28 protein-coding genes and 1 pseudogene are annotated in these 23,690 nt (G+C 40.4%); 10 read left to right on the forward strand and 19 right to left on the reverse strand.

Translation table 11 applies throughout. From position 1 onward, the window contains the following. Positions 1-4: 4 nt before the first annotated feature. Positions 5-220: a KEOPS complex subunit Pcc1 gene (locus tag QFX38_01620; protein ID MDI9623573.1), complete on the reverse strand. Its 216-nt coding sequence runs from the start codon at positions 218-220 to the stop codon at positions 5-7. A gap of 224 nt (positions 221-444) precedes the next feature. Between QFX38_01620 and rplJ the strand changes: the two genes are divergently transcribed. From rplJ to QFX38_01640, 4 genes are read left to right on the forward strand one after another with little or no spacing between them, the layout of a single operon-like run. Further along, the gene (rplJ, locus tag QFX38_01625) at positions 445-927 is read left to right on the forward strand and encodes a 50S ribosomal protein L16 (GenBank protein ID MDI9623574.1); all 483 of its coding nucleotides are present in this window, start codon (positions 445-447) and stop codon (positions 925-927) included. Positions 928-957: 30 nt separating this feature from the next. Next, the gene (ppsA, locus tag QFX38_01630) at positions 958-3,240 is read left to right on the forward strand and encodes a phosphoenolpyruvate synthase (protein ID MDI9623575.1); all 2,283 of its coding nucleotides are present in this window, start codon (positions 958-960) and stop codon (positions 3,238-3,240) included. A 34-nt stretch (positions 3,241-3,274) separates the two neighbouring features. Further along, the gene (mfnA, locus tag QFX38_01635; GenBank protein ID MDI9623576.1) at positions 3,275-4,417 is read left to right on the forward strand and encodes a tyrosine decarboxylase MfnA; all 1,143 of its coding nucleotides are present in this window, start codon (positions 3,275-3,277) and stop codon (positions 4,415-4,417) included. Further along, positions 4,414-4,908, forward strand: coding sequence for a fumarate hydratase C-terminal domain-containing protein (locus tag QFX38_01640; GenBank protein ID MDI9623577.1), 495 nt, complete (start codon positions 4,414-4,416; stop codon positions 4,906-4,908). Before mfnA ends, QFX38_01640 begins: the two co-directional genes overlap by 4 nt. Here QFX38_01640 and upp read toward each other — a convergent pair. The 4 genes from upp to QFX38_01660 are packed head-to-tail and all read right to left on the reverse strand — an operon-like array spanning position 4,901 to position 7,689. Then, positions 4,901-5,536, reverse strand: coding sequence for a uracil phosphoribosyltransferase (upp, locus tag QFX38_01645; protein ID MDI9623578.1), 636 nt, complete (start codon positions 5,534-5,536; stop codon positions 4,901-4,903). The two genes, QFX38_01640 and upp, sit on opposite strands and share 8 nt — an antisense overlap. A 3-nt stretch (positions 5,537-5,539) precedes the next feature. Then, positions 5,540-6,055, reverse strand: coding sequence for a tRNA (cytidine(56)-2'-O)-methyltransferase (locus QFX38_01650; GenBank protein MDI9623579.1), 516 nt, complete (start codon positions 6,053-6,055; stop codon positions 5,540-5,542). A gap of 7 nt (positions 6,056-6,062) precedes the next feature. Then, positions 6,063-6,797: an adenosylcobinamide-GDP ribazoletransferase gene (gene cobS, locus QFX38_01655; protein ID MDI9623580.1), complete on the reverse strand. Its 735-nt coding sequence runs from the start codon at positions 6,795-6,797 to the stop codon at positions 6,063-6,065. Positions 6,798-6,801: 4 nt separating this feature from the next. Further along, a complete protein-coding gene (locus QFX38_01660) occupies positions 6,802-7,689 on the reverse strand; it encodes a phosphatidylglycerophosphatase A (protein ID MDI9623581.1) in 888 nt (295 codons plus the stop codon). Positions 7,690-7,747: 58 nt separating this feature from the next. Here QFX38_01660 and QFX38_01665 point away from each other — a divergent pair, with 58 nt between their 5' ends. The 3 genes from QFX38_01665 to queC are packed head-to-tail and all read left to right on the forward strand — an operon-like array spanning position 7,748 to position 9,962. After that, a complete protein-coding gene (locus tag QFX38_01665) occupies positions 7,748-8,077 on the forward strand; it encodes an MJ1244 family protein (protein MDI9623582.1) in 330 nt (109 codons plus the stop codon). 10 nt (positions 8,078-8,087) lie between these two features. Continuing rightward, positions 8,088-9,284, forward strand: coding sequence for a nickel pincer cofactor biosynthesis protein LarC (larC, locus tag QFX38_01670; protein ID MDI9623583.1), 1,197 nt, complete (start codon positions 8,088-8,090; stop codon positions 9,282-9,284). Between the two features lie 6 nt (positions 9,285-9,290). Continuing rightward, entirely contained in the window at positions 9,291-9,962 is a 672-nt protein-coding gene (queC, locus tag QFX38_01675; GenBank protein MDI9623584.1) for a 7-cyano-7-deazaguanine synthase QueC, read from the forward strand. On the opposite strand, the gene oadA is transcribed toward queC, so the two are convergent. Beyond that, positions 9,963-11,675, reverse strand: coding sequence for a sodium-extruding oxaloacetate decarboxylase subunit alpha (gene oadA / locus QFX38_01680; GenBank protein MDI9623585.1), 1,713 nt, complete (start codon positions 11,673-11,675; stop codon positions 9,963-9,965). Between the two features lie 235 nt (positions 11,676-11,910). Here oadA and QFX38_01685 point away from each other — a divergent pair, with 235 nt between their 5' ends. Both QFX38_01685 and QFX38_01690 read left to right on the forward strand, forming a co-directional pair. Then, positions 11,911-12,096 (forward strand): 4Fe-4S binding protein, encoded by a 186-nt coding sequence (locus QFX38_01685; GenBank protein MDI9623586.1) that lies wholly within the window; start codon positions 11,911-11,913, stop codon positions 12,094-12,096. A gap of 86 nt (positions 12,097-12,182) precedes the next feature. Continuing rightward, positions 12,183-12,596: a hypothetical protein gene (locus QFX38_01690; GenBank protein ID MDI9623587.1), complete on the forward strand. Its 414-nt coding sequence runs from the start codon at positions 12,183-12,185 to the stop codon at positions 12,594-12,596. Between the two features lie 3 nt (positions 12,597-12,599). On the opposite strand, the gene QFX38_01695 is transcribed toward QFX38_01690, so the two are convergent. The 6 genes and pseudogenes from QFX38_01695 to QFX38_01720 form a co-directional block, all read right to left on the reverse strand. Continuing rightward, positions 12,600-13,697, reverse strand: a complete 1,098-nt coding sequence (locus tag QFX38_01695; GenBank protein ID MDI9623588.1) for an inositol-3-phosphate synthase — start codon at positions 13,695-13,697, stop codon at positions 12,600-12,602. A gap of 103 nt (positions 13,698-13,800) precedes the next feature. After that, a complete protein-coding gene (locus QFX38_01700) occupies positions 13,801-14,085 on the reverse strand; it encodes a DUF2769 domain-containing protein (GenBank protein MDI9623589.1) in 285 nt (94 codons plus the stop codon). A 14-nt stretch (positions 14,086-14,099) separates the two neighbouring features. Further along, complete coding sequence (locus tag QFX38_01705) at positions 14,100-14,951, reverse strand: hypothetical protein (protein ID MDI9623590.1); 852 nt, start codon at positions 14,949-14,951, stop codon at positions 14,100-14,102. Between the two features lie 36 nt (positions 14,952-14,987). Then, positions 14,988-15,767 carry an MBL fold metallo-hydrolase gene (locus tag QFX38_01710; protein ID MDI9623591.1) on the reverse strand — a complete coding sequence of 260 codons (780 nt, stop codon included), beginning with the start codon at positions 15,765-15,767 and terminating at the stop codon, positions 14,988-14,990. Further along, a pseudogene (locus QFX38_01715) lies at positions 15,764-16,352 on the reverse strand (thymidylate kinase). The gene QFX38_01710 and the pseudogene QFX38_01715 overlap by 4 nt, the downstream one beginning before the upstream one ends. A gap of 10 nt (positions 16,353-16,362) precedes the next feature. Continuing rightward, positions 16,363-17,001, reverse strand: coding sequence for an SEC59/DGK1/VTE5 family protein (locus QFX38_01720; GenBank protein ID MDI9623592.1), 639 nt, complete (start codon positions 16,999-17,001; stop codon positions 16,363-16,365). A 54-nt stretch (positions 17,002-17,055) separates the two neighbouring features. Between QFX38_01720 and QFX38_01725 the strand changes: the two genes are divergently transcribed. Next, a complete protein-coding gene (locus tag QFX38_01725) occupies positions 17,056-17,901 on the forward strand; it encodes a UbiA family prenyltransferase (protein MDI9623593.1) in 846 nt (281 codons plus the stop codon). 255 nt (positions 17,902-18,156) lie between these two features. On the opposite strand, the gene QFX38_01730 is transcribed toward QFX38_01725, so the two are convergent. The 7 genes from QFX38_01730 to kaiC are packed head-to-tail and all read right to left on the reverse strand — an operon-like array spanning position 18,157 to position 23,681. After that, positions 18,157-18,633, reverse strand: coding sequence for a pyridoxamine 5'-phosphate oxidase family protein (locus QFX38_01730; protein ID MDI9623594.1), 477 nt, complete (start codon positions 18,631-18,633; stop codon positions 18,157-18,159). A gap of 16 nt (positions 18,634-18,649) precedes the next feature. Then, a complete protein-coding gene (locus QFX38_01735; GenBank protein MDI9623595.1) occupies positions 18,650-19,495 on the reverse strand; it encodes a rhodanese-like domain-containing protein in 846 nt (281 codons plus the stop codon). Further along, positions 19,477-19,995, reverse strand: a complete 519-nt coding sequence (locus tag QFX38_01740; protein MDI9623596.1) for an MBL fold metallo-hydrolase — start codon at positions 19,993-19,995, stop codon at positions 19,477-19,479. Before QFX38_01740 ends, QFX38_01735 begins: the two co-directional genes overlap by 19 nt. Positions 19,996-20,022: 27 nt before the next feature. Continuing rightward, the gene (locus tag QFX38_01745) at positions 20,023-21,897 is read right to left on the reverse strand and encodes an MEDS domain-containing protein (GenBank protein MDI9623597.1); all 1,875 of its coding nucleotides are present in this window, start codon (positions 21,895-21,897) and stop codon (positions 20,023-20,025) included. Further along, positions 21,867-22,019, reverse strand: a complete 153-nt coding sequence (locus QFX38_01750; GenBank protein ID MDI9623598.1) for a hypothetical protein — start codon at positions 22,017-22,019, stop codon at positions 21,867-21,869. Before QFX38_01750 ends, QFX38_01745 begins: the two co-directional genes overlap by 31 nt. After that, entirely contained in the window at positions 22,012-22,278 is a 267-nt protein-coding gene (locus QFX38_01755) for a circadian clock KaiB family protein (protein MDI9623599.1), read from the reverse strand. Before QFX38_01755 ends, QFX38_01750 begins: the two co-directional genes overlap by 8 nt. Next, on the reverse strand, positions 22,275-23,681 hold the full coding sequence (gene kaiC / locus QFX38_01760; GenBank protein MDI9623600.1) for a circadian clock protein KaiC: 1,407 nt from the start codon (positions 23,679-23,681) through the stop codon (positions 22,275-22,277). Before kaiC ends, QFX38_01755 begins: the two co-directional genes overlap by 4 nt. Between the last annotated feature and the right edge of the window lie 9 nt (positions 23,682-23,690).

Genomic DNA, 23,690 nt, shown 5'->3' on the forward strand with positions numbered 1-23,690 from the left:
TTAATCACCATATTTTTTCGATTATCATTTCAGAGACTAGTAGATCGTCGATACTTTGACGTATACTACCTATATATTCACTTTCTAACCTGAATATTATACTCTTACCTATTATCTCACCATCTATGAAACCTCGATTGTCTGGTTCAAGTGCTTTGAAGGTTATCCAAGCAGTTTCATCGTCTTCGTAATCTAATCTGATTTTTGCTTTTATCATCATACTTGCACACATCCCTAACCGACAAGGAGGGTGGGTAATAATACCCCCCAACTATCTTTTATGCTCTCCTTTGGCGCAGTATACTAAGTATTTTCAAACTTTTCTTTGTAACCTAGGAAATTATTTAGGTGATCTAGAGATAAAAGTTTATTAAGGGATGTGTAGAAATTCAATTCAATAAGGTGAATATCTTTATCTTCATAGATATAAAGGAGGATTATTTTATGGTCCGTGCATATACTAGACGAGAATATATTAGGAAAATCCCTGGAATAAAGATAGTCCAGTATGATATGGGCAATTTATCAGCTTCTTTCCCCTTATCTTTAAGTTTAGCCGTTAAAGCTCCTGCCCAGATCACACATAATGCCCTTGAGGCGGCTAGGATAGCCTCGAACAGGTACATGCAAAGAAAGGCCGGTAGGATGGGCTATCATTTGAAGATTAGGGTCTATCCACACCATATCATAAGGGAAAATCCAATGGCCACAGGTGCCGGCGCCGACCGTGTGCAAGATGGTATGAGAAAAGCCTTCGGCAAGCCAGTGAGTTCTGTTGCATTAGTCAAGAAAAACCAGAGAATAATAACAATTGAAACCAATAAAAGGAATTTTAAGAACGCCAAAGAAGCTCTTAGGAGAGCAGCGATGAAACTCCCAGTCCCATGCAGGATAATAATCGACCGAGGAGAAGAACTTATCAAATAAACCCCCTCAACATTCTTTTTCAGTGATAATATGAAATTCGTGGCATTTTTCGAGGAACTCACCAAGGATGACGTGCCTATAGCTGGAGGTAAAGGGGCTAACCTTGGTGAACTAACCCATGCAGGCATACCAGTACCCCCAGGTTTTGTAGTGACATCCAAAACCTATGACAAGTTCATGAAAGACACTGGCTTATTCCCAGAGGTTATGGGCTTGCTCGAGGACTTGGACGTGAATGATACAAAGGAACTTCAGAGAGTTTCCAAGCAAATAAAAGATATCATACTATCTACTGAGGTGCCTGAGGACATACAAACCATCATAATAGAATCCTATAATGCTCTATGCCAGCGCATAGGCCGAGAGAACGTTTATGTTGCTGTACGTTCGTCCGCAACAGCAGAAGACTTGCCAGAGGCGTCATTCGCGGGCCAACAAGAAACCTTCCTTAACATAAAAGGAGCCGAGGATGTGCTAAAACATGTCCAAAAGTGTTGGGCTTCGTTATTCGAGGCAAGAGCAATATTTTACAGGGAACAGAACAACTTTGACCATGCAAAGGTCTCCATTGCAGTAGTTGTCCAAGAGATGGTAAACGCCGAAAAGGCTGGTGTAATGTTCACAGCACACCCATCAACAGGTGAAGACATCTTATTAATAGAGGCTTCATGGGGCTTGGGAGAGGCCGTGGTCTCAGGGGCTGTAACCCCAGACACTTATTCAGTTGATAAAGCCACAGGGGAACTCTTAGATTTCAAAATCGGTGAAAAGAATGTGATGTTCAAAAGAGAAGATGGCAAGACAGTTAAAGTCCCAGTACCAGATGATATGAGAGAAAAGAGAGTTTTATCAGATGAGGAAATAGCAAAACTCGCAGACCTTGGAAGGAAAATCCATGAACATTATAAGTTCCCCCAGGATACAGAATGGGCCATAGAAGAAGGAAAAGTATACATGTTACAGTCAAGACCTGTTACAACATTAATAGAGATGAAAGTCCCGGAAGAAAAAGAAGAAGAAGAGGAGAAAGAGATCATATTAAAGGGTTTAGGTGCTAGTCCCGGTCTTGCTTCAGGTAAAGTTAAAATAATAAGGGATATAGATGAACTTGACAAAATACAGACAGGTGACATACTCGTAACTGTGATGACCACACCAGACATGGTACCCGCGATGAAGAGGGCGAGCGGCATCCTAACAGATGAAGGAGGCGTCACATGTCATGCTTCCATAGTATCAAGGGAGCTTGGCATCCCCTGTATAGTAGGAACTGGTGATGCAACCCGTAAACTCAAAGACAACCAAGTCATAACCATGGATGGTACAAAGGGCATAGTATACAAGGGTGAGATCGCAGCACCCAAAGAAGAGGAGGAAAAGGTTATAAGGGAAATACCACCAGAGGCCCCGTTACTCACTGTTACAGAGGTTAAGGTTAATGTGAGCATGCCAGAGGCTGCTAAGAAAGCAGCAGCCACTGGAGCTGATGGAGTAGGACTCCTAAGAACTGAGCATATGATGTTAACACCTGGAGTCCACCCAAAGAAGTTCATAAAGGATGGGAAAGAAGAAGAATTAGTTAAGATATTAGTTGAGAATATTATGAAGGTTGCGGATGCATTCTATCCTAAACCCGTATGGTATAGGACTTTGGATGCTCCCACGGATGAGTTCAAAACATTGAAAGGTGGGGAAGACGAACCATACGAGCACAATCCAATGCTAGGCTGGAGAGGTATCAGGAGAGAACTTGATGAGCCGGAAATCTTAAAAGCCGAGTTCAAAGCCATTAAAAAGTTGTGGGAGAAAGGATACACCAACATTGGTATAATGATACCCCTTGTACAGCATCCAGACGAATTAAGGAAAGCCAAAGAGATTGCAGAGGAAGTTGGTCTCAAACCACACCGGGATGTTGAGTTTGGTATAATGGTTGAGACCCCAGCTGCCGCATTAATAATCGAGGATTTCATAGATGTTGGGATAGACTTTGTAAGTTTCGGTACAAACGATTTAACACAATATACCCTTGCAATTGATAGGAACAATGAACTAGTCGCTGACCTTTACACAGAGGGGCACCCAGCAGTCATGAAACTCATAGAAAGGGTTATAAAAAAGTGCAGGGAAGCCGGTGTCAAGACAAGCATATGTGGCCAGGCAGGGAGCATACCATGGATAGTTGAAAGACTCGTCGAACTTGGAATCGACAGCGTATCAGCTAATACAGATGCAGTTGAGGAAGTCCGCAGGACAGTTGCAAGAGTAGAGCAAAAAATCATGTTAAAAGCGGCGAGGAAACTACTAGAATAAAATAGTCCTCCTATTTTTCTTTTGGGTTATGGAAATGGACTTCAAAGGCCTCTCTAAGGATAAAATTTTAAAAACTTTAAAAAAGGTTAAAAAGGAAGACTTAACCTATGATTCAGGTAGGATACTCGGTTCAATGTGTACTAGCCCCCACCCCCTTGCAAAGGAAGTTTTCTGCGAATTCATAGAGTCTAACCTTGGAGATCCCGGCCTTTTTAAGGGTACAAGGGCCCTTGAGAAAGACGTGATAAAAATGATCGGGGAGCTCCTTGGTGAACCTAATGTAGTGGGACATGTAGTAACTGGGGGTACAGAGGCTAATTTGATGGCAATGCGCGCCGCCCGTAATATTAAAGGTCTTGTGAAGCCGGAGATAATAGTTCCCAAGTCGGCTCATTTCTCTTTTAAAAAGGCTGCTGAAATTTTAAAGTTAAATTTGAAGGAGGCCGCGCTCGGCCCTGATTATAGAGTGGATGTTGATTCTGTTGGGGAGCTTATATCATCTAATACTGTTGCTATTGTGGGCATCGCCGGGACGACCGAACTTGGACTTGTGGATCCCATACCAGAACTTTCAAGATTATGCGAGGATGAAGGGATATATCTACATGTTGACGCGGCCCTTGGAGGATTTATAATACCATTCTTGAAAGAAGCTGGTTATGATATTCCTGATTTCGATTTTAGGCTAGAGGGTGTTACTTCTGTTACTATAGACCCTCATAAGATGGGTTTAGCCCCTATACCAAGTGGTTGTATAGTTTTCAGAGAGCGAAAGTATCTTGATTCTATGAGTATTGAAACCCCTTATCTTACAGAGAAGCAACAATCAACTATAGTCGGGACTCGTAGTGGAGCTTCAGCAGCTGCAACATGGGCTATAATGAAATATATGGGACGCGAGGGGTATATAAGGGTTGTTAGGGATTCTATGAAGATAACACATTTTTTAGCCCGTGAACTTAAAAGGTGTGGGTTCGAGCTTGTGACAGAACCACAGTTAAATATTGTAGCTTTTAATTCGCCTGATATGCCCCCAGAGGTTCTTGCACATAAACTTGGATTAAAAGGTTGGTCTGTGTCCATTTCATCGTATCCTCCAGCTGTGAGGATAGTTTTAATGCCTCATATCAAGAAAGAACATATAGAAGCTTTTATGGAGGATCTTACAAGGATATGATAGAGATAAGAGTACCGTCCACAGTCACCAGCTTGAAATCTTTAAAAGTTGGTGATAAGATCCTATTAAATGGTAGGGTTTATACTGGAAGGGATGCTGTTTTGCCTAGGCTAGTAGATGCTGTGAAATCTGGCAGGTCACCAGTAGATTTGAAGGGCGCGGCTATAATGCACACAGCTGTAAGTGATGCTGGTATCGCCCCAACAAGCAGTAACAAAAAGGATATCGAGGAAAGCATCCCATTTCTGGCATCTGCGGGTGTTCTCGTACATATTGGGAAGGGAGCCCTCAAAGAGGAGACTATAAAATCATTAGATGAAGCTGGCGCGATATTTGTGGTCACGCCTCCTGTGGCAGCGTTACTTACAAGCAGAGTAAAGTCAAAGAAACTTATCGCATATAAAGAGGAGGGTATTGAAGCACTCTATGAGTTAGAAGTTGAGAAATTTCCTGGTATAGTCGCGGTTGCCCATGGGAAATCCATCATTTGAGGTTTATGGTCTTTGACGGTTTCCCGAATGCGAGATCCCCAGCGTCGCCAAGACCCGGCACAATGTAACCTGAATCGTCAAGTTCTTCTTCGATGGAACAAGTGTAAACTTCTATATCGAACCTTTTTATCCTTTCAAGTCCTGCTTTTGCTGATATTATGTTGAATATTACAAGTCTTTTAATAGGGAAAGATTTTAGTCTTTCTAGTATTTGTTCCATGGTGTTTCCTGTTGCTAACATCGGATCTGCTATTATCACTATCTTTTCATGAACCTCAGGTATTTTAAAGTAGTCAATGTGAACCTTGAATGGGCTTTTGTCTTCTCTCCATGCTCCGATTATCCCGTGTTGGGCTTCTGGGAACACTTTCATTATACCATAACTGAATGGTAATGATGCCCGTAAAACACTTATGATTGCTATCTCATCTGTAATTTTTAGGGCCTTAGCGACCCCCAATGGGGTTTGAACTTTAGTTTTTTTATAGGATAGTGTGTTAGCGAACTCGTATGCCATGTAACGTCCAATCTCGGTTAAACCATGCCTGAAATGTGCCGGGCTGATTCCTTTGCGGCGTATTCTCCCAAGTTTTTCTTGGATTATAAGATTATCAATTAGCTTTATCATCTTTCACCCCCCCATGATTTTTTTACCTTTCTTTGAGGGTATTATCCTTATTTTAGGGTTTTCGAATTTTTTTTCTAGTTCTTTTCCCTCGAAGAACATGTGGAGGAATACTGCAAGTGCAGAGACTTCTGAATGTGGCTGGTTCGTGACTGCCACATTAAAATCAGCTATCTTAAAAATCTCCCTTGGCACCCTTGGCCCCCCGACGACTATTAATTTTTCCTTGTTGCTTTTTTTGATCTTTTTTATAATGTCCTGTATGGGTATACCATACATCGTAAGGTGTATTATTTCACCCTTCCATTCTTTTAGGATCTTCTTCCAATCTTTTTGATAGGATACTTTGAATGGACCTCCCCATCTTTCGGTGACGTCATTAACATTCTCTATGAGTTTATTGTCTTGTTCCCCGCTGATGATAACCTCTGAGGCGCCGAATGCCCTGGCAGCTAAGCATACATGGGTTGTGATCCTGGCATCCCTGGCTTTCCTGTGACCTAACCTTAAAACTTTTATCATCCTATTATCACCTACTGCCAATTACTAATATGATTAGTGTTAGCATCCTGTTGAATTCATTGGATGCTCCGAGAACGTCTCCTGTTGTATATTTGAAGTTTTTTCTTGCAATTATTCCGATGAATAGGCCTCCAGTTATACTTGCAATTATTCCTATCATGCCTTGGTATTTGAGTAGTGAAAATCCAATGATAAATGATAAAATGGATGATAGGAGGAACCTTTTTTTGTCCATTTCTATTATGAAGTGGCATCCTATCCCCTCATTGAATGGCCTTGATATGATGCATGAACTTACAAGGCCCATCTTGGCGCCTACTTCCCCGATTATTATCATCGGGAGTAATTGGTATGAGGGTATTGAATAAAGACATGTGAATGTTGTGATGGCGACTATAAAGAATAGACCTAGCCCTCCAGTTCCTATGCGTTCGTCCTTCATTATCCTGAGTTTATCTTCTGGGCTTCCATGGGCCATTAGGGCGTCGCCCATGTCTATGAGTCCATCTAGATGGTGGAAGCCGGTGAACCAGATTAAAAATCCGTATGTTAAGCTGGCTATTATGATGGATGGTATTCCAAGTACTTGTAAGAAGGTTGCGAAAATTCCCCCTGTGAGGCCTATGATGGCTCCCATGATTGGGAATAGCCATGTGTATTTTGCGATCTGTGGTATGCTAATGTGTGTTTTTAGTGGTAGTATTGTTAGGAATGATAGAAGGCCTATTATTTCACGTAGCATGTTATCATTCTTCGAAGATTTTTGACATGGATCCTGCAATGAGACCTGCGATAACATCATCTGTCATTGGACCTAATCTACCTATTATACCTGGTTTTTCTTCATCGTAACGCTTAAAGTTGAATATTGCTTTTGTACCGGCGATTTGGTTGGCGACTGCCATCCCCAGAACTTCATCAGCGTATAGGTGGGCTGGATCATCATCTATGTTCACGTCTTTTATTCTATGATGTTGGAAGTCTTCTTCGGCCCTTATAGCGGCTAATATTAGGCTTATAACGTTAATGTCAGATAATGATTTGATCAATCGCCTTTTGAGTTTTTCTTTTAGTTTGTCGTCTATTTCAACTCCTACGCAAAGTTTGAGACCGGCTTCTGCGAGATCGTCCAAATTTATCCCCTTTTCTTTTAGTTGATCGAATATACTTATATTATTGTTTTTTAGCGTCTCGAGGAGGCTTGTTTTTATGCAATTTTTTAATTTTTTGGTGTTGCAGTTTCTTGGTGGACCTTCTCTACTTATTATGAGGATTGTCTTGGATTTGTAGAATCTGGTTAAAGGTCCTAGTATCTTGTCCTTGGTTTCTATTACTATTTTAAGATATGATAAGAGTTCTTCTAGGCTTTTGTTATCGTCTATGAATATTATAAGGTCTAGTAGTGAATTTCCAATTCCTATACTGCAAGTCATGTCTTCAAAGTCTCTTAGGAGGAGTTCAAAATTATCTGTGGATATTCCTATTTTATCCTTGATTGGGTATGTTACCTTTTTTGTTTCATGGAAGCCACTTTTTGTCTCACATACTCCTAGTGTCTTCAGTCCTTGGCTATTTTTTATGGTTAGATTGTTCTTGTTGTATTGGATGCTGGTTTCGCCTTTTATGATTTGCATCAAGGATCACCAAATGTTTTATTTAATCATCTTCACATATCTAAACTTTGGTGATATTATGAAGGTGCATCTTAGGGTGTTTATTGAAGTTGAAAACCTTGGCAAGGTTATAAATATACTTGCGGAGGAAGGTGTCACAGGATTTTATATAGTGGAATATAAAGGTATTTCCCCTAGTGAGTGGAGTGGTTTCATTGTCAGGGAAGATCCAGAATCTGCCATATCACTTATAAGAAATCATGCAAGGGATGCTATACTTATCTGTTCTGTTGTCGATGAGGAACAAGTAGAGAACATAATAGAAAGATTCAAGGACGAACTTTCTGATAAACGTTACACCCTTTTAGAAGTTCCTGTAAAGCGCATAATCGTGAATTCACCACCATAGCTGATCCCCCATGGTAGTGGTTGTAGACCCCCAATTAGCTGGGGTGGCTGGTAACATGATCATAGGGGCTCTCATAGGCTTGGGAGCCCACCCAGACAAGGTCATAGAGGTTATGGAGTCCGCGGCATCCTATTTTGGCGGTGTTGATGTTAAAGTTTCTGATGTTAAAAGGGCGGGTATAAAAGCCACCTATGTTGAAGTGAAAAAAGCTTCCATGCCAAATTTTAAGTATCCTGAGTTCTTGGAAAGAATTGAAAGTATTGACCATCCACTCATAGATGATAAGGTAATAGCTTTTTCCAAGGCAGTATTCCACACTATAGCACAAGCCGAGGCGAAAATCCATGGGGAATCCCTAGATGATATACATTTTCATGAAGTTGGGGCGTCAGATGCTGTTGCAGACGTTTTTGGAGCGGCGTTCGCATATTTCAGCTTAGGACTTGACAAAGAAAAAGTTTATTCGCTCCCAGTGGCATTAGGGGGAGGTTCAACCACATCAGCCCATGGAAGGATCCCAATACCGGCACCAGCAACCCTTGAGATCCTTAGAGGAGCACCAATCCACGGAGGACCTGTCGGAATGGAACTTGCAACACCCACAGGGGCCGCATTACTCGTTAACATAGTAGATGAATTTAAAAGCTTCCTCCCACCTATCAGGGTAGTGGAGATCGGATATGGCGCGGGTAAAATGGATCCAAACTTTCCCAATATACTCAGGATAATAAAGGGCACAAAGAGCCTAGAAGAAGATAAAATAGTATTATTAGAGACAAACCTAGACCATTTAAGTGGTGAAATAATAGGAAACCTTTTCGATAATCTAATAGAAGAAGGAGCCCTTGATGTGACAATCACACCCATACTAATGAAAAAGAACAGACCAGGCCACCTCTTGAGGGTCATATCCAAACCAGAAGACCAAGAAAATATCCTAAGGAGGATATTCAAGGAGACAGGAACCCTTGGCATCCGAATATTCCCACAAGTACACAGAACAATACTAAAAAGGGATAAAGTACCATTTAAAGTTAATATAAAAGGTGAATGGACAGCAAACTTCAAAGTAGCCTTCCTAGATTCTGAGATAATAAGCGCACGTATAGAATACGAAGATGCGAAAAAAATATCATCAAAGACAGGACTACCCTTGCGTGAAGTCATGGAAATGGCAGAAGAACAATTCAAAAATAAGAGATGGTGAACCAAATTGAAGGCTATTAGCATACTTTCAGGAGGCCTTGATTCGACCGTAGCCACAGTAAAATTAGCTGAAAAGTATGAAATACATGCAATAACCTTTGATTATGGCCAGAGGAGTGCTATGATGGAAATAGAAGCCTCCAAGATTATAAGCGAATCCTATGGTTTTAAACATCATGTTATTAGGCTTCCTTGGCTTGGAGAACTTGGAGGTTCAGCCCTCACAACAAAAAATAAAATACCAAAACCTACTATAGATGAGTTGGAATCTGATGTTGCCAAGGAAACCGCTAGGATGGTTTGGGTTCCAGGTCGCAATCTTGTGTTCGCTTCCATTGGAGCGGCATATGCAGACGCGATAGATGCAAGAGCCATAATAGTCGGTTGGGACAAAGAGGAAGCAAGAACGTTCCCTGATAATTCTCAGAGATTCCTCAAGGCATTCAATAGCGTCCTTGAAGTAGGTGTTCTTGCAGATGTTAAGGTAGAGGCGCCCTTGATAGATTATACTAAAAAGGAGATAGTGGAGGAGGGTTATAGGCTTAAAGTGCCCCTAGAGGTCACATATTCTTGTTATGAGGGTGGGAAGTTACATTGTGGCCTTTGTGAATCTTGTATGAGGAGAAAAAGGGCTTTTAAATTGGCTGGGATAGAGGATCCTACAGTTTATAAGGTTTGATTATTTTATCACCATGAGTATGTCCCCTGCTTCCACTTTTTCTCCCTCTTGGGTGTATATTTTCTCCACAACCCCAGAATGTGGTGCTTGTATGTCGTTTTCCATTTTCATAGCTTCTATTACAGCTACAACGTCTCCTTCTTCTACTATGTCACCCTCTTTAACCTTTAATTTCACTATCATCCCCTGCATTGTGGACTCCACAGCACCTTCCACGGGTTCTTCTGGCCTTTTTGGTTTTTCTTCAACAGTTAAATAACCTGTAGGTATCACTTTAACTTCGAATTCGTCCCCGTCTACTTCTACAATGTACTGGGCTGGAACAGCCTCCGCATGTCCTGGTACCGCCTCTTTTGGCGGTTCTAGCGGCTCTTCTTCGATTTCTCCTCTGAGGAATTTTGGTGCTATAGTTGGATAAAGTGCAAATGTTAGGATGTCTTCCTCTTTTCGGATTATCCCAAGTTTCTCTCCTTCTCTCTTATATTTTTCGAATTGGGGTTCTAGTATGTCGGCTGGTCTGCAGTCTATAGGTTTCTGGTCTCCTATTACTTTGGCGGCTACTTCTGGGTTTAAAGGTGCTGGCGGCCTCCCATAGAGGCCTCTGAAGTAGTCTTTGACTTCGTTTGACACCATCTTGTATCTTTCACCTGAGAGCACGTTCATAACAGCTTGTATTCCGACAATTTGACTTGTGGGCGTTACCAGGGGCGGGTATCCCATGTCTTTTCTCACTTTTGGCATTTCTTTCAAGACGTCATCATAACGGTCGAGGGCATCCTGTTCTTTGAGTTGGGCTACTAAATTCGATAACATTCCCCCAGGTATCTGATAGATGAGGACATCTGTATCTATACGTTCTGCTATTGGGTCTAGGATTGACTTGTACTTTTCCCGGATTTCCTCGAAATATTTTTTTATCTGGGTTAATTTTTTGAGGTTAAGACCAGTATCATATGGTGTGTCCTTAAGGGCGGCTACCACGCTCTCAGTTGGAGGTTGTGAAGCACCCCATGATAAGGGTGATATTGCAGTGTCTAATATGTCAACACCGGCTTGGCACGCGGCATAATAGCTCATAGGGGTCATCCCACTCGTACAATGACAGTGAAGATTCACTAAAAGGTCTGTCTCCTCCTTAAGTGCTTTGACAAGCTCATAGGCATCATGTGGTGATATCAGGCCAGCCATGTCCTTTATAGCGACTGAATCGCATTCCAGAGCTTCCAGTTCCTTGGCGAATTCTACATATTTGTCGAGGGTATGGTATGGGCTTATTGTATAGCAGATGGTGCCCTGGACGTGGGCTCCCTGGTCCTTAGCTACTTTAATAGCATATTTCATATTTCTTATATCGTTTAGGGCGTCAAATATCCTGAAGATGTCAACACCATTCTCATAAGCCTTTTCAACAAACTTTTTAACTATGTCGTCAGGGTAATGCTTATATCCTACAAGGTTCTGTCCCCTTAAAAGCATCTGTATAGGGGTTTTCTTGATCTTTTCATCTAACTTTCTTAGGCGTTCCCATGGGTCTTCGTTAAGGTATCTTATACAAGTATCGAATGTTGCACCACCCCATGCCTCTAATGAAAAAAAGCCCACTTTGTCCATATCCTCGGCTATGGGTAACATATCTCGTGTCCGCATACGGGTTGCAAGGAGTGATTGATGCGCATCTCTGAATGCTGTTTCAACAATTTTTATCCTTTTCATGCTGACCCTCACGGCGATTGATCATCTCTATATACAATAGTAAAAACTAATTTAAATACTTCAACAAAAGAAAGAGAAACTTGCTCATAATATAACAAGACCATATTATTACTATGTGCGTTTTCTTGGCATGATGGTACACTCCAGTCATAGGCTATAAAAGTTTGGGTAGTTATGGTTATATTATAGTAAAATCTTAAGGGATTATAATTCAAAGAACAGAGGAGAATCAAAGATGGCAAAGATAATTATAGATTATGATAAATGTGATGCATGTGGAGAATGTGCCGATTTATGCCCAATGGAGATACTCATAATAGTCGATGACAAATTAGAGGTTCAAAATCCTGAAGACTGCAACGAATGTGAGGTGTGCATGGACGTATGCCCAAATGAAGCCATAAAAGTAGAACCGGAATAAACCCCCCCAATACATAAGAATATTCTGGGGGGTTAAAAATTTTAACATTCCTTTTTGAAGATCACCTTTATTTGGGGGGTTATTTTATGGAATTTGGAAAGATTGAAAGACCCACCATTGGAAGGTTCGTTGATGTTGAATTCTTCCGTATGATACGCTTCCTACCAGTGGAAATGTTAGGTGAACGAGTGGATGGTTTAATATACAATGGTGCGAAGGCTGCAACTACCGACATGAAAATAAATTTAGATAGAATAGTCGCTTTTTTCAAAGAAAAAAAGATAGGCAGAGTAACGATCTTAAACACGGATCCTGTGAGGGTTAAAGTAGACGAATGTGTCACTTGTTCAGGGCTCCCAAGTGTTGGAAGGCCATTGTGCCATTTTGAAGGCGGCCTATTAGCGGGTTTGTTCGGATCAGCTCTGGGAGATGATATAGATCTTAAGGAAGTGAAGTGTTGGGGTCTTGGAGACAAAACCTGTCTCTTTGAAGAGATATGAGATTCATCTTTCAATTTCCCCAGTGATGAATTTATCAACTAACTTGGCTGCTTTCTCGTCAGGATATTGTATTGGCGGATGTTTCATTGTATAAGCTGATATAGATGTTAAGGGACCTGCAATTCCCCTTTTGAGTGCTAATTTACAACATCTTATAGCGTCTATGACGCAACCTGCAGAGTTGGGTGAATCTTCGACACTGAGGCGGAGTTCAAGATTCATAGGGATGTCGCCGAAAATTCTTCCTTCCATTCTAAGGTAACAGATTTTGTTGTCTTTCTGCCATGGTACATAATCGCTTGGGCCTATATGTATGTTCTCTGGGTCTAGTCTTTCATCGCCTAGGATGGATTGTACGGCCTCTGTCTTTGATTTTTTCTTTGAATGTAGTCGGTCCCGGTTTAGCATGTTTAAGAAATCAGTGTTTCCACCAGTGTTTAACTGATATGTTCTATCTAATCTAACACCCCTGTTTTTGAATAATTGTGTTAGCGTTCTATGTGTTATGGTGGCCCCTATCTGGGCTTTTATATCATCTCCGATTAGGGGTAAGCCTGCCTTTTCGAAACGGGATGCCCATTTTGGGTTGCTTGCTATAAATACTGGGATGTTATTTATGAAGGCTGTGCCAGCTTCCAATGCGCATTCAGCATAGTAGCGTGTGGCCTTTTCTGAGCCAACTGGCAAGTAATTTAGGAGTATTTCGGCGCCGCTGTCTTCTAGGACTTCCACAACATCTGCTGGTTCCTTGTCTGCAACTGAGAATGTGTATTTTTCATCATATTCTTTCATATGGGATGCTACACCATCAAGAACCGGACCCATAGAGACTTCGACATCCATCCATGGTATGTCTTCACAGAATATTTTCGTGCAATTTGGGGGGGCGAATATTGCCTCGCTCAAGTCTTTCCCCACTTTTCTTTTGTCAACATCAAATGCTGCGACTACTTCTATATCCTCTGGCTTGTAACCGCCTATATCCCAGTGCATTAATCCTATGGCATCCTCTTCGTTTTTTCCTGTGTAATAGTATATTCCCTGGATTAAGGAACTTGCGCAGTTCCCCACGCCTGTGATAGCGATTTTTATCTTACCCAATTAGAACACCCTTCCAGTATTCCCAGTATTGTAATGGAGTAGAATGATCAACTACTATAATCATACCTATCCAGATTATTAAATCTTTCGCTTTTCAAAGGGATTATGGTTTGGTTCTCTGATCCATTTCAGAGCCTCTAGTACAGTAGAAGTTTCTTGAAATCCCAATGCCTAGTGTGGATGCTACTAGGCATGTGGGGCATAGGCATCCCCTTTCATCTTTTATACATTTTGATTCTCCTAGGATGCAGAATAGTTTTTCACCGCATTCTTTATAGGATGGACATGATGGGCATGCGCAATCTTCTGACAACTTTTTAACTTCTTCTTGCATTTCTATTTTGTCCATTGCCATTATCCTTGTATATTCTTCTTGGAAGCGATCCATGATAAACCCCCACATTATATTGTTACTCTGAGGAATAGGAAGATTAACCAGAATATCATTAGGGTTCTGCTGGTCCAGGTTGGCATTTTACCTTGGATTATCTGCTTGTTGAATTTCCAGGTTAGGATTATCGTTACAAGTAATATAATGTTTTGGATGTTAGCAAGTATATTAACTGGGTTTTGTATGTAGTGGATCCCCCACATTATTGCTGTTAGTATGATACCCGCCCAGTTGATTTTTATAAGATTTTTGTTCTCTGTGAAGTTTAGGGATATGAATGTGCCCATTGCTAGTATGATTCCTAGGAATTGTAAGAACGATTCAAGTATTGGTATGTTGAAGATGCTCGCTTTTAATATTGGTAGAAGTATGATTGCTTTGAGGGCTTCGTCAACTGGGAATGCTTCTATATCACCGACTGCGAGAGAATATTTGCCTTTATTTTGTTCGTTGAATACCATTATATAATATTTTCCAGCTGGGAGGGTTTCATTGAATTCGGGCCCCTTAAGGTAATAATCGCCTCCAAATTCTTCGAAGTAAGGTTTCCAGTCCCCTGGGCCCAGTTCTTTCATGGTTTTGCCTTTATCATCTGTTATCCGGGCATATACGAGTTGATCGGCTCCTGGGTTATCTGGTACTAGGATGGTGACGTATAATCTGAACTTTTTGGGGGATTGTATCATGTAGTAGACTGGTTCGCCTTGTAATTGGCCATAAAATGCTTGTGAGATTTCTGGTTTTTCTATGATTATGGGATTGTCTATTGGAGCTTTTGATGGTGCGAAGCGTGGTTGATGGGCAACCACAACACTTACGAGACAGATAACAGCTAATATGAGGAATAAGATTTTGGTTTTCATAATGATAACTTTTTTATTTTTATTAATTATTAAATTTTATCTGATTTTTATTTGGGTTCCTGTATGGAGTGGTTTTATATTGTCTAGGTTTTCATTGAGTATATTGTATGCTTCCTTTGATGTGCAATGGCCAGTGTAGATTTCTTTTATGTTTTGGAATGGTTCTAGTAGGTTTGGGGCTTCTTTGGCCTTTATATGGAAGCCCCCTATGAGGGTTTTTATAGGTTTGTCATATTTTCTTTTTATTGTCTCTAGTATGTTGAGTATGCCGCGGTGGGAGCATCCGGTTAGAACTATTAGACTGTCCTCTGATTCTACGATTAGGACTATTTCATCTTTGAAATCATCTTTTACAATCCCATCCTCTGATATTTTATAAAGTTTATGGTTGCCCATTGGTTTTGGGAAAAAATCCCAGATATTAACTATTATATCGCAGCCGATGGACAATCTAGTGTCATCTTTCAAGTGTTTTATTCGATGATTATCCGCTAGGCTACTGTCCAGGCCAACATAACGCCAGGATCCATTATCGGCGTATCGTTTGGAAAATGCGCTATTGCCAATATAAATGTTCGCAGTGTTATTTTCTTTGAGGAAGTGTGGTAATCCTCCTCCATGGTCATAGTGTCCGTGGGAGATTATAGCATATTCTACTGTGGATATGTTTATGCCAAGTTTTTGGGCATTTTCAATGAAGTAGTGGGATTGTCCCATGTCGAATAATAGATCTAGTTGGTCTATGTGTAATGATAGTCCATGTTCAATTTTGAATTGGCTGGGACCGTTATCTTCTATGAGACATGTTATCTTCATGCTATCCCCTTTTTTTGGTCAAGTTTATCTAGGATTTTGTTAATTTTCTTTTGAACTTGTTTTATGGGCTTTTCAGTGTTTATAATATGCCAGTCTTTGGCTAATTTGAGGGCTTTCTCGCGGACTCGCTCAAGATCTTCAAAGTTTTCAAACATTTCATGTTCATTCCTTTCCTGAAGACGTTTTAACGCTTCTTGGGGGGAAACATCAAGGAAAAACATGTATTCTGTGGTGGGAAAGATAAATGAAAAGATATGATATAATATCCTTGCTAGTGTTGATGGTAAGTATGCCACCCCCATAAGGTATCTTACAAATATTATGGTGTCAGCCCCTGGATTTGACCAATAGTATAATCTGAGGGATCTTATAACATCCAATGCGTAATATATGCTCGCTTTTAAGTGGTTTATTTTCCCACCTTCAAGCAGGGCTTTTTTTGCTTTTCGACCATATGGATTGTCATCTTCTGGATGCGACCTGAATATAACCTTTTCTCCCATGTTCTCGTATCTTTTTTTTTATGAGTTTTCCGTGTGTGTCTTTGCCGGCTCCGTCTAATCCGTCAATAACTATGAATCTCATAGGGCACACCCTAGATTAGGAGGTAAACTGCCACTGCCCCCATGCACGCTGTTATGTTGTCAAGTCCCCTTGGTGTGATGCCTTCTATTATCGTGGCCACGGCTGCTATAACAAATATTATAAGCCATTTTATGGGCTGTAGATAGTAAAGTAAGATTAGTGGTAGTGTTATTAGGAGTGTGATGAACATTGCAAGGGATCCTTCGATACTTTTAACATCTCCTAGGATGTTGTATTTTCTTCTGCCATATTTTTCGCCGATGAGTGATGCTAGGCCGTCACCATATGACATTGCCGCGATTCCGATTCCAATAATCCATGGATGATCGAAGAATAGTAGGGCGAGGAGAGTCCAGGAAATGGAATAGTATACGAGTCCAAGGCCATGACCATAGGATGATACTTTATGTTCCATTTTAAAGGGTGAATAGGGACTTATAAGGAAAGTTAATAGAATAAAAGGTGCTGCTGCAAGGAATGTCATAACCCACCAACTTTTAAAGACTGGTAATATAAAGATGATATTACCAACCATTATATGTACAAATTTGCGACTAATATTCAAGTTTTGGAACTTATCTGCTATAAGGAGTAAGATTGCAACATAACCATATACTAGTGCCAGGCCGAGTATATCATTGATTGTCATATTATCATTAGAGATCATATTGGGTATATTTGACTTTTGGTTGAGGTGTTGATGATGAAAGCTTATATAGAAATATTAAGGCCAGTTAATGCCTTGATGGCTGTGGTTTCAATCCTTTTAATGGCCCTTATAGGCTGGGAATTCAATTTAAGGGTTCTGATAGCGGCTGTTGTTGTTTTCATGGCCACAGGGGCTGGTAATATTATTAATGATTATTTTGATTATGAAATCGATGCAATAAATAGGCCTGGGAGGCCTATACCGTCTGGTCGTATTAGAAGGGGGGTTGCGGGTGTTTATGCGATAATACTTTTCATTTTAGCTTCTATATTCGGTTTTTATCTGGGTTTGTTCCCAGGTTTTATAGTGGTTGGAAGTTCGCTGCTTATGATATACTATGCTCATACACTTAAAAGAGAATGTTTCATAGGCAACTTTGTAGTATCATTCCTGACAGGATTAAGTTTTGTATTTGGGGGTATAATAGTCGGTGAAACAGTCAAGGCGGCTTATATAGGATTTTATGCTTTCCTCATGAGTATGGCAAGGGAAATAATCAAGGACATGGAAGATATAGAAGGGGATAGAATGGAAGGAGCTAAGACGTTACCAATAAAGTATGGTCACAAAATTTCAAGTATAATAGCCGCTATTTTCATCTTCATAGCCAGTCTAACAAGCCCCATACTCTACATAATAAAAATATTCAGCATCCTCTATATTCCAATTTTATCAATGGCGATAATAGTATTCTTAGGGGCTGCGTTCAAGATTTTATCGGATCCTAGGAAGGAAACTGCCAGTAGGGTTTCCAAGCAGATAAAAATAGGGATGGGCATAACTTTCATAGCCTTCGCACTAGGGAGCGAAACATTAACAAAAATAATATTGGGATTATAGTCACTGGAAAAAATTAATATATGTGAAAATAGGACATTGAGAATGAGGGTTTAAGGAGGTAGTATTTTTTCACACCCCCCATTCATCCTCCTTCAACCCGTTAACCATCTAACACCCCCCCTTTAAAAATATTAACTTATCCATAGATGCTCCTACATTATAGCACCTATAGGGGGGGTTTCCATTTTTAGGCGACCTCCCCCATTACAAAAGCCAAACTAGGATAAACAGTTAGAAAGCTTAACATGTGGTGTTTTACTCTCCACTTTTTATACCAGTTATATCAACTACATCTACGAGTTTCCAAACATAGGATCTTTCCATTTTAACAAGACATGCCAGTGGATCTTCAGGGGAATGGCCCAAGGCTTTAAGCACCTTCCTAGAAAGGCCTTTTTCCTTGATCAGGTCTGTGAACATTCTTCTAACCCTATTCTTCTCATCCTGGTCTGTTACTTCGACTATTTGCCCTTGTAGTGTCACGAATTTGTAACTTGAAAGGTCTGGTTCGAATTCTTCTATCTCCACTGCAACATAGGGGTTTTTCTTTAAGAGTTCGATTTTCCGTCCATATTTAGTTGAAAGGAAGTACAAGTGTTCCCCATCAAACACATAAAGGAATGGTGCTATATAGGGGTATTCTCCACTGAAGGCTATTCTACTTATAAAATTCTCGCTTATAAACTCGTCGTATTCTTCCTTTGACATTAAGGGTATTTTAACAATCCCCATTATTATAACCTCCATACTATTTTTTGATGGGATAACCTCTTTTTATCCAAGAAGTTATCCCCCCAAGGAGAGTTCTAACATTCTTGTAACCGTTTATTTTGAGCAGACTCGCTGCCATGGTCGACTTATAACCTGAATCACAGTAAACAACCAAATTGTCAGGTATGTTGTCCAGGTTTTCTGGGATTTCACCGACCCAGCAATGCTCGGAACCTTCTATATGATATTTTTCACGATCTGCATGTTTCCTAACATCTAGGATGAAGAAGTCCGCACCTTTGTCAATCTGGGATTTAAGCTGATCTACAGTCCATGCTTCCAGTTTGTCACATTTCATCCCATTAATGTACCAATTGGGGAAGCCACCCTGGAGGTAACCATACTTGTTGTCATATCCTAGTCTTATAAGGGATCTTCTCACAAGCTCGTTGGATCCGTTTTCATCTACTATGATTATCGGATCCTCATAATCTAGGAAGTATCCTGCGAATGCTGGGAAACCATCGCTCCAAATGTTCAAACTTCCTGGTATATGACCTCCAGAGAAGCTTGTGGGATTCCTAACATCGACCAATTGGGCCCCTTCTTTGATCATGTCATTGAATTCTTGGACATTTAATGGTTCTAGGTAGGGGTTTTCTAATGGCGCTCCTTCTAGGTTGTTTTTTTCCATCCTTTTAAAGTAGGGTGGCATGTAAACTTTTTCATTCCTTTTATGTTCTATGAAGGTTTCCTTGTCCAATTTTAGCATGGGATTTGTTAACTTTTCATATCCTATGGTTGTAAGGTCTTGGTCTCTTATCTGGGCGCCGCAGACCGAACCAGCGGTGTGCGCAGGACATACTATAACATGATCACCCAATGGTAATATTTTTTATGCAGGCTTTCGTAGAGCAAGCTTGCAGTTTCTGGTATTTTTTCTTCCCCAAAAAAGTCGACCCGGCCAACTTCTCCCGGGAATAGCACATCACCAACAAATACCATCAATGGGGTTTTTCCATCATCTTCTACGACTATGGATATGCTCTCATAGGTGTGGCCTGGTGTTTCAAGGATCTCAAGCTCAAGAAGTCCTAGTTTGAAAACGTCACCTTCAATTACACCGGTCCCATATTTGAAGTCTAGTTTGTCTCCATGGAGTATTTCGGCATCAACATATTTTGTAAGTTCCAATGATCCTATGGTGTAATCTTCGTTCCTATGTGTTTCGAAGATGTAGCGTATGCTCATATCATTTTCTCTTGCAAGGTCAAGGTAGATTTCAACATCTCTACGAGGGTCTATGACCGCAGCTTCCCCATCCGACCCTATAAAATAGGAATTATGGGATATTCCTTCCGACTTTACTATCTCAAGTAACAATTTTCATCACCTTATTTATAATAGATTCTATCTTGTCTTGAGGGTGTTTTGTGGAAATTTTAACCAGATTTTAACTCCTTTTCCTCCTTTTATTTTTATTTCGCCATTGAGTTGTTTGGTGAGGGCATACATCAGTTTAATGCCTAATGTTTCACATTCTTCTGGTCTGAAATTTTCTGGGAATCCAACCCCATCGTCTTTGATGATAATATTGATGTGACCGTCTTTTTTGCATGCTTTTATGGTTACACTCCCTTCACCTTCTGGGAATGCATGTTTCAAGGCATTTGTCAAAGCCTCGTTTATTATGAGTCCAGTGGGGATGGCCTGGTTTATGTCGAGTTTTATATCCTGGATTTGACATTTAAACTCAACTTTCTGGGTTGGATATGTTGCTTTCAACTCTAATATCATATCCTTTAGGTAATCTTTGAAGTCTATGAATGATAGATCCTCTGAATGGTATAGTTTTTCATGGGCTCGTGCTATTGCCTTTATCCTATTGATTATTTCCTGTATTTGCCCTTTATCCTTTGTCATGTGTTTTTTCTGGAGGTTTATGAGACTTATTATAACCTGGAGGTTGTTTTTAACCCGGTGATGTAACTCTGCAAGCATTGCATTTTTTTCTTTGAGACTTTTTTCGAGGGATTTTTCATATTCCTTGATATTGGTTATGTCACGTAATGATATGAGGATACATTCCTCCCCTTCCCAGTATGTTTTGGCTGTTCTTAATTCAGCATACCTTATACTCCCATCAGCTGCCAAAATTTCGATTTCCTGGACCATGCTGGGTTTCAATGGTTTTCCTATAATCTTCCCCGATATACCCTCTGTTTCCAAGCCAAAATATTCTATAGCTTGTTGGTTGGCATAGTATACCCTACCCTCCTTGTTAATGATGAATATACTCTCTGGACTGTTTTCAACTATGTTAAGGAAGTTTTTCATCGACTTCTCTAATTTTTCTTCGAATTTTTTCTTCTCAGTAATATCTGACATGATGACGCCTATACCCTTTTCAGTGGTGGTGGGGATTTCAATTGGAAATTTTTGTATGTAATAATGTCGGCCGTTGATTTCCCTCTCAAAGCTAATGTCATCGCCTTTTAATGGTACTTCATCTGAGTATTCTAGGATTGTGGCGGTTTCTTCATCGAATATCTCATAGGCTGTTTTTCCCAATATCTCTGATCTTCTTTTACCTGCGAATTTGCAAAAGCTATTATTCACGAGAACATACCTTGAACTAGAATCCTTAACCACGATAATAAAAGGAGAATGTTCAATGAAACTCTTATAAGTTCTTGTAAACCTAGTGATGAACTCTAGGAAATCTTTTTCACGTTTCAGGTTCTTGAGCCAATTTTCAACTTCTACTTGAGCCGGATCCTTCTCAAGGAGAGTTTTGGGTGGTATGTAATAAAAGTTTCTATAAACCTTGCCACCCCATATTATGATAGGATGGGTTAGGATGATGCTTTTGAGGGTTTCTGGTTCAAAGGCAGATTTTTTGTATTGGCATATTGCCACGCACTTGAACTTTGGAAAGAATTTGTTAAGTTTCGCTTCATATTCTATCAGCCTTTCACTCCCAGGCACTCTTTTCAGAGCCCAGGTCATCTCTCCTGTGACGCGTAAGCCGGTGTATCCTTCTTTTATGGCCTTTTCTGTTTCCCTTTTTAGGATTTTTATCATTTTATCAGGGTTGAAGTAGCCTTCTTTGGTGTATGTTTCATCTGCGTATAGTATTTGGAATTGTTTTAGGTTGTTTGGGTTGATTCCTTGTTCTTTGAGGTGTTTTTTTATTGTGTTGGGTTTGTGTTGGTCTGTTATGTAAATGCATTTTTCATTGTTTTTGAGCCCGTCTATGATGAATGTATGATGATCTGTTCCCATTCTTCTTCTTTTTCGTAGATTAGGCAAATGTGGTCATGAATTTTTATTGTTTCATCCAAGTTTTTGTTTCTAATAATCTGGGTTTGTCTTTTAGGGTTGTGAGTTTTTATTGTTTCATTCAAGGGGGACACCTAGGAATTTTAGTAGGGCTTTTTCATCGGATAGGTCTCCTATGATTCTCCTCTTGGGTTTGGGTTTTATCCTGTCAAGGGTTGGTATTGCGATAATATGATTTTTCCGGGCCAATTCCGGGTTTTTGGTGATGTCGATGATTTCAGTGTTGATGTTTATTCTTTTTTTGATCTTTTGCAATTTTTTGATGGCTGCTTCTGCGTGGGGGTTTTTGGGGGTTATATATAATCTGAGGATTATTTCGTTCAAATAGTTTTCACCCCCCATTTTTTTATTTTTATGCCCTTTTTGGTTAGTTGGATTTCGTGAGGTCGTGTGGAGTGTTCCATGCCACGACTTTTAAGTACTCTTAGGATTTTGAGATATTCTCCACCCCGTTCTGTCTGGTCTAGTATGATCCAGGTGTCTATGAGGGATGATAGGCGCATCTCTGTGGTTGTTAATGGCCTGCCACCCATTGTAAGGTATGTTAGGATGGAAGTTATCTTCTTATTCTTCAGAAAGTCTGTGAATCTTATGAAAAGGTCTTTCACGGCGAAACCGGCCTCTGTGAGCGCTGATATGGGATCTATTATAACATGGTCTGGTCTGAAATCGCGTACAATATCTTGCATGCTTGTCAGGTGGGCTTCCAAGCATAGTGTGGTGGGTCTTTCGGCGTGTATAAGGAGTTTTCCTTCTTCAATGAATTTTTTGAGGTTTATCCCAACAGATTTCATGTTACGGATTATCTGGTCTGTGGGCTCCTCATTTGCGAAGAAAAGGCATCTTTCACCCCTATTGCAGGCTTCCTGGGCGAATGTGGATACGAAACTAGTCTTACCAGTACCGGTGGTCCCTGAGATTAATACAGACGACCCTTGGTAAAATCCTCCTCCAAGTATGTTGTCAAGTTCTGGGATGCCACTAGATACGATTTTGCGACTTACGCTATAATCAAGTTTGAGAGAGGTTATAGGGAACAATGATAAACCCTTAGAATTTATAAGCATTGGATACTCATTCAGACCATGTTCTGAACCCCTATATTTTCGTATAGTCATATACCTTGTACCTATATAATCCTTGTACTGGTATTTAAGATGGATGACGCAATCTGATATGTAATCTTCAAGTCCATGGGTCGCCCCACCATAGGGGTTTTCTCCACTAGTGAATATGCTTGTAAGACCCTTGCTATTTAACCAGTTTATGAGCCTGATGAGCTCCTCTCTCATATCTTTTTTAAAGTGGGATAGTAAAGTGTCAACCTTGTCGATCACTATCCTCTTAGCATTTACACGTTTTATAGCATCCTCTAGACGGACTAGAAGAGCATCCAAACTATAATCACCACTTTCAACCCCAAAAATGGAAGATAAATCCTCTATAAACATCTTATCTTCCTGGATAAGATCCTCAAGAAGGTTATCCTCTAATCTGAAATTTTCTATGAGATTGTCCTTGCTCTCTTCAAAGGTTACCATGACACCAGGCTCATCATAAAGACTGGCACCGTTAATCAAGAATTGCATGGCAAAGAAAGTTTTACCAGTCCCAGGACCACCATAAACTAGAGTATTACGACCCCGGGGCAGGCCACCCCTTGTTATACTATCAACACCCCAGATACCAGTCGGGGCCTTCTCAACTGGCCTAAAAGATCCCCTCATAAACTCACC

It is taken from the genome of Methanothermobacter sp. (assembly GCA_030055615.1).
In the GTDB taxonomy this organism is placed as follows: Archaea; Methanobacteriota; Methanobacteria; order Methanobacteriales; family DSM-23052; genus Methanothermobacter_A.